Annotated in this window: 8 protein-coding genes; 1 reads left to right on the top strand and 7 read right to left on the bottom strand. The window is 74.9% G+C overall.

Translation table 11 applies throughout. The annotated features are described in order from the left end of the window. Window positions 1-101: 101 nt before the first annotated feature. Window positions 102-719, top strand: a complete 618-nt coding sequence (locus OG550_RS18770; RefSeq protein ID WP_327679038.1) for a GNAT family N-acetyltransferase — start codon at window positions 102-104, stop codon at window positions 717-719. A gap of 135 nt (window positions 720-854) precedes the next feature. On the opposite strand, the gene trxA is transcribed toward OG550_RS18770, so the two are convergent. From trxA to OG550_RS18735, 7 genes are all read right to left on the bottom strand, one after another. Beyond that, window positions 855-1181, bottom strand: a complete 327-nt coding sequence (trxA, locus tag OG550_RS18765) for a thioredoxin (RefSeq protein WP_327679037.1) — start codon at window positions 1179-1181, stop codon at window positions 855-857. 148 nt (window positions 1182-1329) lie between these two features. Next, window positions 1330-2295, bottom strand: a complete 966-nt coding sequence (gene trxB / locus OG550_RS18760; RefSeq protein WP_327679036.1) for a thioredoxin-disulfide reductase — start codon at window positions 2293-2295, stop codon at window positions 1330-1332. A gap of 174 nt (window positions 2296-2469) precedes the next feature. Continuing rightward, window positions 2470-3519 (bottom strand): zf-HC2 domain-containing protein, encoded by a 1050-nt coding sequence (locus tag OG550_RS18755; protein WP_327679034.1) that lies wholly within the window; start codon window positions 3517-3519, stop codon window positions 2470-2472. Beyond that, complete coding sequence (gene sigM, locus OG550_RS18750; RefSeq protein ID WP_442906019.1) at window positions 3516-4343, bottom strand: RNA polymerase sigma factor SigM; 828 nt, start codon at window positions 4341-4343, stop codon at window positions 3516-3518. Before sigM ends, OG550_RS18755 begins: the two co-directional genes overlap by 4 nt. A gap of 92 nt (window positions 4344-4435) precedes the next feature. Next, window positions 4436-6439, bottom strand: coding sequence for a protein kinase family protein (locus tag OG550_RS18745; RefSeq protein ID WP_327679032.1), 2004 nt, complete (start codon window positions 6437-6439; stop codon window positions 4436-4438). Window positions 6440-6750: 311 nt separating this feature from the next. Beyond that, entirely contained in the window at window positions 6751-9336 is a 2586-nt protein-coding gene (murJ, locus tag OG550_RS18740; protein WP_327679030.1) for a murein biosynthesis integral membrane protein MurJ, read from the bottom strand. 57 nt (window positions 9337-9393) lie between these two features. Continuing rightward, window positions 9394-11916: a DUF6049 family protein gene (locus tag OG550_RS18735; RefSeq protein ID WP_327679028.1), complete on the bottom strand. Its 2523-nt coding sequence runs from the start codon at window positions 11914-11916 to the stop codon at window positions 9394-9396. Window positions 11917-12065 lie beyond the last annotated feature (149 nt).

Raw genomic sequence — 12065 nt, 5'->3', positions numbered from 1 at the left:
GATGGGTGCATGGTTCACGTGAGCGGTGTTTCACGTGAAACATGCACCCATCGGCGTTCGGGGGGATGCTCGACCGTGGAGTGGACGAGGAGGTGCGGGGCATGGGACGCCGGATCGTTCCGCTGACACTGGACAACCTCGCGGACCTGCCGACGACCTGCCGCTCCTGCGTGTTCTGGGAGCTGGACCCGGTCAGCGGGCGGGCGGCGGTCGAGTCCGGCAAGCCGGAGCTGGAGAAGGAGGGGTGGATCTCCGCCGTGCTGCTGGAGTGGGGCTCCTGCGGTCGGGTCGTCTACGTGGACGACCAGCCCGCCGGGTTCGTGCTCTACGCCCCGCCCGCCTACGTCCCGCGCTCGCAGTCCTTCCCGACCAGTCCGGTCGCCTCGGACGCCGTGCAGCTGATGGTCAGCCGGGTGCTGCCGGGCTACCAGCGGCAGGGGCTGGGCCGGGTGCTGGTGCAGACGGTGGCCAAGGACCTGCTGGGGCGGGGGTTCCGGGCGATCGAGGCGTTCGGTGCGGTGGGGCGGCAGCCGACCAGTTGCGTGCTGCCGGCCGAGCACCTGCTGGCGGTGGGCTTCAAGACGGTCCGGCCGCACCACCGGTACCCGCGGTTGCGGCTGGAGGCGCGGACCACGCTCTCCTGGCGGGGGGACGTCGAGGGCGCGTTGGAGCGGCTGCTGGGGGGCGGGCGGAAGGAGCCGGCGCTGCGGCCGTTCTGAGCGGCGCGGCGGTTCGCCCGAGGGCCCGGCCGACGGATCCGTCCGGTGCCGGTTGCGGCGCGGGGGAGGGGACGACGAGGGCGGGGCTCCCCTCCGTGGGGAGCCCCGCCCTCGTGGCGTCCGGTGGGACGGGACCTAGATCAGGCCGTCCAGCTCACGCAGCAGTGCGGCCTTCGGACGGGCGCCGGTGATCTGCTTCACCGGCTCGCCGCCCTTGTAGAGGATCAGGGTCGGGATCGAGATGACGCCGTACTGCGCGGCGGTCTCCTGGTTGGCGTCGACATCGAGCTTGGCGATGGTCAGCTTGTCGGCGTTCTCTGCGGCGATCTCGTCCAGGATCGGGGCGACCTGGCGGCACGGGCCGCACCAGGTGGCCCAGAAGTCGACCAGGACGGGCTTGTCGCTGTCCAGGACCTCGGCCTTGAACGTCGCATCGGTGACGGTGGTGGTGGCGCCGGCCACGGGAACTCCTCTGGATCGAACGGAGGGGGCTGCTGCCAGGAGAACAACGGGCGGGCCCGTTCTGTTTCTGCCTGGCCGGAGCGGGGCTTCTGGGAGCGGGGGTGTTTCACGTGAAACACCCCCGCGGGGGTCGTCCGGGGTGCGGGGCTCAGACCGCGACGGCGGCGGCCTGGGACTCCAGGTCGGCCAGCGAGGCGAGGTAGCGCTCGGCGTCCAGCGCGGCCGAGCAGCCGGTGCCGGAGGCGGTGATGGCCTGGCGGTAGGTGTGGTCGACGACGTCGCCGGCGGCGAAGACGCCCGGGACGTTGGTCCGGGTCGACGGGGCGTCCACCTTCAGGTAGCCCTCGGCGTCGAGCTCCAGCTGGCCCTTGAAGAGGTCGGTGCGGGGGTCGTGGCCGATCGCGATGAAGAGGCCGGTGACCGGCAGCTCGCGGGTCTCGCCGGTGGTGGTGTCGCGCAGGGTGAGACCGGTCAGCTTCGGGTCGCCGTGGATCGCCTCGACCGCGCTGTCCCACTCGAAGCTGATCTTCTCGTCGGCGAAGGCGCGCTCCTGCATCGCCTTGGAGGCGCGCAGGGTGTCCCGGCGGTGGATGACCTTGACGCTGCGGGCGAAGCGGGAGAGGAAGGTCGCCTCCTCCAGCGCGGTGTCACCGCCGCCGACCACCGCGATGTCCTGGTCGCGGAAGAAGAAGCCGTCGCAGGTCGCGCACCAGGAGACGCCGCGCCCGGAGAGCTTGTCCTCGTTCGGCAGGCCCAGCTTGCGGTGCTGGGAACCGGTGGTGACGATCACCGCGCGGGCCTTGTGGACGTTGCCCTCGGAGTCGGTGACGGTCTTGACGTCACCGGTGAGGTCGACCGCGACGATGTCGTCCGGGATCAGCTCGGCGCCGAACCGCTCGGCCTGCGCCCGCATGTTGTCCATCAGCTCGGGACCCATGATGCCGTCCCGGAAGCCGGGGAAGTTCTCGACCTCGGTGGTGTTCATCAGGGCGCCACCGGCGGTGACGGCGCCCTCGAAGACCAGCGGCTTGAGGGAGGCCCGGGCCGTGTAGAGCGCAGCCGTGTAGCCGGCCGGGCCGGAACCGATGATGATCACGTTACGGACGTCGCTCACTGCATCTCCTGGTTCGCATCTGCGACCCGCGTTTGCTGCGGGGAGGGCGGTCCTGCTCCGCCGCCCGGGACAACGACTGACCAGTGTCTCGCATTCCCAGGCGGATCAGTACCAGCCGCCCGCACAGTGGGAGTGTCGGACCGGCGGCGGCGTGGATCGCACGGGAACCGCCGGTCAGCGGGACGGGACGACGAGGTGCTGCAGGACCGGCCCGCAGTCGGGCGACCGGAGGTACACCTCGACCTGGTCCGGCCGGTCCGCGATCCCGAAGACCAGCACCTCGGCGGGGGCGCCCCGGTAGCTGCCCAGGTCGGTGGCGAGCAGCGGTCCGGTGGCGGGCGGCGGGCAGGCCGGGGCGGAGTGGCCGCCCCCGGTCAGTCCCTGGGCGTCGGCGGGCGGTGCGGCGGTGGAGCCGGAGGCGCCGGGGCCGGACGGTTTGACGGCGGGACCGGAGGCGCTCCCGGCCCCCTTCCGGGTGAGCAGCTGCCGGACCTGCGCGGCGAGCAGGTCGTCGCGGTAGGCGGTGCCGCCGGCGGCCTGGTCGGCCTCGTCGGTCTTGGCGTCCGGGCTCCCGGGCCGGGCCGGGAGGGCGCTGGCCGCGGCGGGGCCGCCGACCGCGACGGTGCCGTCGCTTCGGAGCGAGCGGTCGGTGCCGGAGGACAGGGCGAGGAAGGTGCCGCCGAGGCCGACCGCGAGCAGTGCGGCGGCCGAACCGAGCAGCAGGGCGGCGCGGCGCCGCCGGCTGTGGGCCCGGCCCGGTCCGGTGCTCGCGGCGGGGCGGCCGGCCGGGGCGCCGGGCGGGGTCCTGGGGGCCGCGGACGGGGTCGGTGCGGCATGGGGCGGGCGGGGCGGCGCGGGGGCGTCCCGGGGGGCCTGCGGCGCGTTCCCGGGGGTCTGCGGGGCGGAGCCGGGTTCCCCGGAGGCGGGGGCGGAGCCGGTGCCGGTGGCGGCATGGTCGGCGGCGGCCGCGGCGAGGGCGGCGTCGAGCCGGGCGGCGACGTCGGCGGGCATGGCGGGCGGCTCGGTCGCACCGAGCAGTGTCCGCACCTCGGCGAGCGCGTCGGCGGTCTCCCGGCACTCGGGGCAGCCGGCGAGGTGGTGGCGGAGCGCCTCGGCCGCGTCCCGGGCCTCGATCAGGCCCTCGGCGAGGTCGGCCAGCTCGTCGACCGAGGGGTGGGGTCCGGAGGCGGGCGCGGGGTCGGGGGAGGAGAGGGGGGCCGTCATCGCGTGCTCGCGTCTCCTTCCAGAATCGGCCGGGTGGTGTCCGGGGCTGTCCCTGTGACGGTGCGGGGGCCGGGTGGGTTCCCGGGGGGCCCGCCCGTGCCCGGCTCCGGCGCCGTCCGGCGCGGGGGCACGGCCGCGGCCGGGGGCACCGGGCCGGCGGGTGAGGACGGGCCGGCGGGTGACGACGGTGCGGCCGGGCCGGGTGCGGGCGCGTCGGCGGGTCTTGTTTCACGTGAAACAGCGCCCTCCTCGCGGAGGTGGCGGACCAGCGGCAGCAGCCGGGCCCGGCCCCGGGCGCAGCGGCTCTTCACCGTCCCCACCGGCACCCCGAGCAGTTCGGCCGCCTCGGCGACCGGGTAGCCCTGCATGTCGACCAGGACCAGTGCCGCCCGCTGTTCGACGGGCAGCTCGGCGAGTGCCGCGGTCACCTCGCGGTGCACCTCGGCGCGGACCACCGGGGAGTCGGCCGGTTCGGACGAGCCGACCAGCGCGTCCAGCCGCTGCGGGTCGTCGTCGAGCGGCTTGGTGCGGCGGGTGGCCGTCCGGCGGGCGCGGTCGAGGCAGGCGTTGACCACGATCCGGTGCAGCCAGGTGGTGACGGCCGAGCGGCCCTGGAAGGTGTGGGCGGCCCGGAACGCGGAGACCAGGGCGTCCTGGAGGGCGTCGGCGGCCTCCTCGCGGTCGCCGAGGGTGCGCAGGGCGACCGCCCAGAGCCGGTCGCGGTGGCGGTCGACCAGCAGGCCGAAGGCCTCCCGGTCGCCGCCGACGTGCCGGGCGAGGAGCGCCGCGTCGTCCCCGCCCAGGTCCGCGCCGTCGTCCGTCACTGCCACCCCTCGCCGTTCGTGCCGTGCCGCTGCCGTCGTCCCCGTCGTCCCCGCTGCCGCGGCTGCTGCCGCTGTGGCCGCGGCGGGGCGGCTCAGCCGGAGACCCTGACCTCGGAGACGTGGCCGCGGTACTTGCTGTCCGGGTCCTTCGACAGGCCGGTCAGCCAGATTAGGAGGTAGCGGGTGGTGACCGGGCTGTCCACGGTGTACTCGACCGTGGTGCCAGTCTTCTTGGCGGCGGCGACCGTGAAGTCGCCGAGCTTGGCGCTCACCGGGTCGCCCGCGATCCCCGCGCCGGGGATCCGCAGCTCGGCCGTGGTGGCGGTGGCGAACTGCACGTTCACCGTGGACACCGCCTGCGGCGAGCCGAGGTCGAGCAGCAGGCCGACGCCCTCCTTGGCCGGCGGCTTGGGACCGAACGGGTCGTTGTACCAGCCGGTGGTCCACTCGGTGTCGGTCTTGCCGTCGATGGCGTTGGGGAGGGAGTCCTTGCCCTGGGGGGAGCTGCCCAGCGGGTTGTAGTCGAAGGCCTCCCTGACCGGGATCGGCACCGGGGTGCGGGGGACCGCGTGGGTGCTCGGGGAGGCACTGGAGCTGCTCGGCTGCGGTGCGGCGACGGCCGGGCTGCCGGACCGCAGGTGGTCGACCAGCTGCCAGGAGGCGACGCCGATCGCGCTGAGCGCGACCGTCCAGGCGGTCACCTTGACCACCCGGCGCAGCCGCCGCCCGGGGCGGCGCACCGGAGCCGCCATCGGGACCGGCGCGGTGCCGGGGGCGGCGACCACCCGGGTCGGGTTGGGCGCGGTGGGCAGGGCGTGGGTGTTGTGCCGCGGCGGGGCGGTGAAGGCCGGCAGCTCGGGCTCGGGCTGCCGGATGCGCGGCATCAGCGCGATCGCCTTGGCCAGCTCCTGGGGCGTGGAGATCGGCTCGGCGTGGTGCGGCGGCTGGTCGAACAGGGCGCGGGCGGCCAGCTCGGAGAGGCCCTTGTGGACCCCGGCCCTGACCTGGTCCGGCGCCACGTCCCGGAGGTTCCTCGGCAGGCCCTGGAGGTCGTAGCGGTCCTCCGGGTACGGCCAGCGGTGGGTGAGCGCGGCGAACAGCAGGGCGCCGATGGCGCGGGTGTCGCTGCGCTCGGCGTCCCCGTCGGCGCCGCCGGACGGCAGACCGCGCAGCGCCGCGTCCACCGCGATGCCGTTGATCCGGTACTGGCCGCTGTCGGTCCGCAGCACGCAGCGCGGGGTGAGGCGCAGGTGCGCCTGGCCCCGGCGGTGGGCGGCCGCGACGGCGTCGGTGACCTGGCGGACCATCTGGTACGCCTCGTGCGGCTCCATCGGCCCGTCGGCGAGCAGCTTGGCGAGGTCGGAGGCGTGCGGCAGCCACTCGCGCACGACGTAGACCAGCTCGCCCTCCTGGACCGCGTCCAGGACCTGGACGAAGCGCGGGTCGCCGAGCAGTGCGGCCGACTTGGCGGCGGCCAGCACCTTGCGGGCCCGCTGGTGGCCGGAGGCCATCAGGTGGACGCCGACGGCGCGGCGCAGCTTCTCGTCGACCGCGCGCCAGCTGCTGAAGGTCTCGGTCTGGGAGATGCACTCCTCCAGCCGGTACCGGTGGCCGATCATGTCGCCGCTGTGCCGCAGCGGGGCGGGCAGGGTCTGCGGCAGGGTGCCGGTGTCCCGCGGGTCGTGGGTCGGCTGCGGGTCCTGGGGCGGGCGTCCGGAGGGCCGGCCGCCGGTCGCGGCGGTGTCGCCCCGGCGGCGCGCCTCGGCGGCCCGGGCGGCGCCGGCGGACAGTTCGGCGGCGATCTCGGTGGCCGACAGCGGCGCGGTGGTCTCCGAGACCCCCTCGCCCGGGGCGGGGGAGCCGCTCCCGGCGGGGGAGTCGCTGCCGGTGGAGGACCCGCCGTCGTCCGGGGAGCCGGTGCCGGTCGGCGGGTCGTCCGGGGAGCCGGCCTCCGGAGTGCGCCGCCCGTCGTCGTCGGCCGTGGTCGCCCGGGCCGTGCCTTCGGCGAGCTCGTCGATCGCCGTGGCCAGCGCGGCCTCGTCCGCCGCCCCGTCTGCCGCTGACGTGTCGACGACCGCCTTGGTGCCATCAGCCACCGTGGTCCTGCCTCCCCTTGTGTCGCCCCGGGCCTGAGAGAGAGTCGTTGGCGCCCGCGGCCAGAGGTCGCGGTGCGCCAGGACAATTGTGCCCACTCTTCTCCACCGGGTACGACCGCTGAAAGGTCCGCGCGGTTGCGCGATGGTGGAGAGATGTGGTGCAGATCCGGCGTCGGGCCGCTCTGCCGGCCCCGGGACGCCCCGGGGCCGGCAGAGCGGCCCGACGCCCGCCCCGAGGGGCGGGAGGATCCGGACCGTCCGGTTGACGCCCGGTCAGGGCGCCGCCCGGAGCGGCCGGTCGGTACGGCTGGTCAGCGGCCGAGCCGGCCGCGCACCATGCCCAGCATGGCGTTCAGCTCCTCGATCCGCAGCCGCTTCGCGATCAGCACGAAGACGGCCAGCTGGAGGCCGCCGGCCAGGACGACGGTGAGAATACTGCCAGCCCAGCCGTCGAGCACCTGCTGGACCGCCAGACTGACCCCGATGCCGACCAGGGCGCCCGGAACACAGGCCGCGGTCAGGCGGCTGTACGTCCGGCTGATCCGCTTGGTGTCCAGGCCGCCGATCTTCCTCTTCAACTTGGGCACCGCCACCATCACCCCGATGGCGTAGGCGAGGCCGTAGCCGAACGCCATGCCGACCACCGTCCATTCGGAGGGCAGGGCGAACCAGCAGACCAGCGAGAAGCCGGCCTGGCAGACCGCCACCCAGACGGTGTTGGAGAACGGCGTGCGGGTGTCCTCGTAGGCGTAGAAGCCGCGCAGCATCACGTACTGCGCCGAGTACGGGATCAGGCCGAGGGCGAAGGCGGAGAGCATCAGGCCGACGTTGGTCGCGCTGTCCAGCGCCGCCTCGCCGCCGCCCACCGCGTAGATCGCCCGGCCGATCGCCGGGCCCAGCGCGAGGAAGAGGAAGGCGCCGGGGACGACCGCCACCGCCGTGGTGCGGAGCCCGTACGAGATGTCGTCGCGGACGGCGCCGGCGTCCTCGTCGGCGGCCGCCCGGGAGAGCCGGGGGAGGACCGCGCTCATGATCGAGACGGTGATGACGGCCTGCGGGAGCTGCCAGATCAGCAGGGCGTTGGAGAACGCGGAGAGGCCGACGCCGTTGTGGCCGCCCTTCTCCGCGGCGCTTCCGGCGGCGGTGGCCAGCTGGGTGATGACCAGGTAGCCGGCCTGGTTGGCGAGGACGAAGAAGAACGTCCACTTGGCCAGCCGGGCCGCCTTGCCGAGGCCGTGACCGCGCCAGTCGAAGCGCGGCCGGAAGCGGAAGTCCGCCGCCCGCAGGTACGGGATCATCGCCAGCGCCTGGACGACCAGGCCGACCAGGGTGCCGATGCCGAGCAGCCGGACGCCCTCGGGGCTGATCGTCTCCGGGGTGACGTGGGTGGTGCCGAACCCGCCGTAGACCCAGATGTAGGCACCGAAGGTGAAGATCACCACGACGTTGTTGAGGACCGGTGTCCACATCATCGCGCCGAACCGGCCGCGGGCGTTGAGGATCTGGCCCATCACCACGTGGATGCCCATGAAGAAGATGGTCGGCAGGCAGTACCGGGCCATCGCCACGGTGGTGTCGGCGCGGGCCGGGTTGGCCATCATCGGGTGCGAGATGACCTGGACCAGCAGCGGTGCGCCGGCCACGGCCAGCAGGACCACCGCGCCGAGCCCGACCATCACCAGGGTGAGCAGCCGGCTGGCGTAGGCGGTGCCGCCGTCCGCGTCGTTCTTCATGCTGCGGACCAGCTGCGGCACGAAGACCGCGTTCAGCGCGCCGCCGCCGATCAGGATGTAGAGCAGGGTCGGCAGGGTGTACGCGGCGTTGTAGGAGTCACCCATCACGCCGACGCCGATCGCCGCCGTGATCACCATGGTGCGGACGAAGCCGGTGCCGCGGGAGACCAGGGTGCCGGCCGCCATGATCGCGCTGGAGTTCAGCAGCGAGGCGACCTTGCCGCCGCCGGCCGCGGGTGCCGGGGCGGGCGGCGCGGTGCCGGCCCGCTCCTCGGCGACGATGTCCGCCAGGGGCTCCACCGCGGGCGGCAGCTGCACCGCCGCCACCTGCATGGTGGCCTCCTCCTCGGAGAGCGGCGGGTCGAACTCGATCGGCGGCACGAAGGGGCGCGGCCCGTCCGGGCCGTTCCCGTGACCGCGGCCGTGTCCGTGACCCTGGCCGTGACCCTGGCCGGGGCCGGGGCCGTACGGTGCCTGCGGAGCCTGCCCCGGGTACGCGCCGGCCGGGGGGAACGGCGCGGGCGGGGCGAACGGACCGGGCGCGGCGGGCGGCTGTGCGGCCGCCTGCCGGGCCGGCGGCTGCGGGGGCTGCGGGTGGGCCGGGGACTGCTGGGCGGGCGGCCTGGGGGCCTCCGCGGTCACCTGGCCGCCGCCGAACAGCGCGTCCACCCCGACGTACTCGGTGGACTCGGAGTCCCAGGACGAGTGCGCAGGGCCCGGCTGCCACTGCTGCCGGCCGTCCCACGCGCCCGGAGCGGGCGCACCCGGGGCGGGCGCGGCGGGGGCGGCGGGGGCGGCCGGTGCGGGCTGCTCCCAGGCCTGCGGGCCCTCCTGCCAGCCCGCCCGGGCCGGGGTGTCCCAGCCGGGCTGCACCGGCGGCACGGGAGGGGTGAACGGGGCCGGCGGCACCGGCGTCGGGTAGTCGCCGCCCTGCGGCGGCAGCTGCGGCGGCACGTCGTACGCCGCGGCCGGCTGCTGCGGCGCGGCGGGCCGGGCGGCCCGCAGGCCGTACGGGTCCTGATCACCGGGCCGGTCCTGGTAGGCGTCGGCCGCGTACGGGTCCTGCGCGTAGGTGTCGGCCACGTACCAGTCGCCGGACGGCGACTCGGCGCCCGGACGGCCCTCTCCGCGGCCCGGAGGCCGCTCATCGCTGCGCCCGGTCATGTCACCTCTTCGCTCTCGTGGGGGAGGCCGTCCCGGAGTCGGGCGGTATCGGCGGTGTCAAGGACCAACCTTCTCATCACTGGTGGCCTGATCCCGGCCATCTGCGGTGCTGCCGCGCGGTGTCTGCACCGCTCCTCCGCGTTCCGGCTGCTCCCGGTGTTCCGGGCGGTCCGACCGGGTCGGGCGTTCCGAGGGGGCTGCGGGGCCGGAGCCGTCCTCCGCGCCGTCCTCCGCGCCGTCCTCCGCGCCGTCCTCCGCGCCGTCCGCCCCCGTGCGGTCCGCCTCCGGGGCGCCGTCCGCCGGGGCGGGGGCGAGCGGGGCGTCCCCGACCGGCTCGTCGCCGTCGCCCGGCGTCCGGCGCTTGCGCTGGCGGACGAACCGCAGCGCGGCCAGCAGGAGCAGCACCAGGCCGCCGCCGAAGACGTACAGCACGCCGTTGGTCACCGAGGTGACCTCGACGGTGAACCGCACCGGCTCGCCGTACGGCTGCGGGTTCGGTCCGGTGGTGAACAGCTGGGCGGTCATGCTGACCGGCCCGTTGTTGTGCGCCTCGGCCGGGAACCGCAGGGTGACGCTCTGCGAGGCCGGCAGCACCAGCTCCTCGGCGGGCACCTCGACCCGGAGCCGGTTGGGCTGGGCCGGGACCAGCACCAGCTTGAGGTTGGTGACCGTCTGGGTCAGGTCGTTGCGGACGCTGACCTGCAGCACGCCGGTGTCCCCGGCGAAGGTGATGACCCGCTTCGGCGGCACCTTCACGGCGGCGGTCAGCTCCTTGAGGTAGCCGGCCACGCCGTCCCGGTAGACGCTGCCGGCCGGGGCCTGCGAGCGCCACTCGGTCGACAGCGAGCGGACCATGGCCGCGCTGAACGGCCCGCGCACCCGCTGCGGCAGGGTCAGCACCCGCATCAGCGTGTCCAGGTCCGTCTGGATCCGGGTGGTGGCGGTCAGGTCGACGGCGGGCAGCTCCGAGTCGCGCGTCCGGCCCGGGTAGTCGGAGGCGGCCGGGACGTTCGTGTTGGCCTTCGGGTCCGGCGGGAGCTGGGCCAGCACGTCCAGCTTGACCGGCTCCACCCACTTGCCCTCGTGGGCCGCCAGGAGCGCGTCGGCCAGCACCTTGGCGGTCGTCGCGGTCATCTCCCGCGGCGGCATCACCAGGAGGCCCCGCGGGTGCTGCGGCTCCTGCCGGGAGATCACGAAGGTCTCGGAGAGGAACCGCTGGGTCGCCTGGGTCTGGGCCTGCGGGGTGACCAGGTCCTTCTCGAACAGCGCCGAGATCTCCTCGTCGGCGACCAGCGCGGTCTGCCCGTTGCCGAGCGGACGGGCGGCCGACGGCGTGTACTTCAGGGCGTCGGACTCGGGCATGCTCGCGCCGTTCACCAGCACCAGGTTGGCACCGGTCTGCTGGGTGACGGAGGCGATCCGCTGGTCCAGGTAGCCCTGGTACGGCCAGGCGACGTCCGAGCGGGTGTCGACCGAGAGCCTGCCCTCGACGGTCAGCCGGCCGGCCGTGGCCGCCTTGCCGAGCGCCGTGTCGATGCCGTCCAGCTCCGGGGCGTTGTGGGCGATCGAGGCGATGTCCGGGTCGGCGTACGGCAGCGCCACCACCTGGCTGCCGGGCTTGGCGACGGCGGCCCGCAGCTTCTCCAGCCAGGCCGTGGCCGCGGCGGTGCCGGTGCCGTTGACGGTGTTGTCGTCCTTGGCCGCGTTGCCGGCCGTCCCGGGCTTCTGGACCTTGTAGGGGCGGGTCATCGCGAACGCCGTGTCCAACAGGTCCGGGTCCACCACCCAGGTCAGCCCCGGGAGCGTGGCACCGGTCTCCACCATGGCGTGCAGCCGCCCGCCCGGGGCGAACTCGGTGGCCAGGCTGTCGTCCCGCAGCACCGGGACGGTCTGGTCGTTCTCGGAGTACGTCTGCGCGGCCAGCACCGGCGCGTGCACCAGCGGCCACAGGGTGGTGACCTTCGACGGCTGGGCCTCGGAGGCCCCCGGGACGTACGGCAGGAAGGTCCGGGCGATGCCCAGCGGGCGGTCGCGCTGGTTGTCGGCGGTCGAGCCCCAGACGTCCACCGCGAGCTCGTACACGCCCTCGGTGGTGAACTGCAGGTCGGCCACCGCGACGCTCAGCGTGTACGGCTGGCTCTGACCCGGGCCGAGCTCGTTCAGCGCGTACTGCGGACTGTCCAGGGAGATGCCGTCCGCGCCGACCGGTCCGGTCCGGGCGGCCACCACGTCGAGGTCGTTGCGGACGGTCAGCGGCTTGTTCGACCAGGGCTTGCGGACGGCGGCGTGGGCCGACTTGAGCACCGACTTACCGCTGTTGGTGACGTGGCCGGCGATCGTCACGGTGCCGTTCTGGACGGCCACCGGCTTGTTCACCGACTCGATGGTCAGCATCACCGGGTAGTCGGCGGAGACCGTCGACTCGGTGGCCGGGTGCGCGCCGCCGGCCGGGGCCGCGGTCGCGGCCGGGATGCCGGGCAGCACCGGGACGATCACCAGCGCGGCGCCGGCGGCGGCGGCCAGCCGCCTGGCCGCCGCCGCCAGACGGGACGCGCGCGTTCCGGTGGCTCGCTCGCTCATGCGCCCACCTCGCTGCGCTCGGCGGTCGCTTCGCGAAACGCGCCCCTATCCCTGGCTCGCTCGCTTCGCTCGCTCATGCGCCCACCTCGCTGCGCTCGGCGGTCGCTTCGCGAAACGCGCCCCTACTCCTGGCTCGCTCGCTTCGCTCG

It is taken from the genome of Kitasatospora sp. NBC_00458 (genome assembly GCF_036013975.1).
Lineage (GTDB): Bacteria > Actinomycetota > Actinomycetes > Streptomycetales > Streptomycetaceae > Kitasatospora.
The sequence above is the reverse complement of the archived record's forward strand: the minus strand, read 5'-3'. Positions and strand labels throughout refer to the sequence as shown.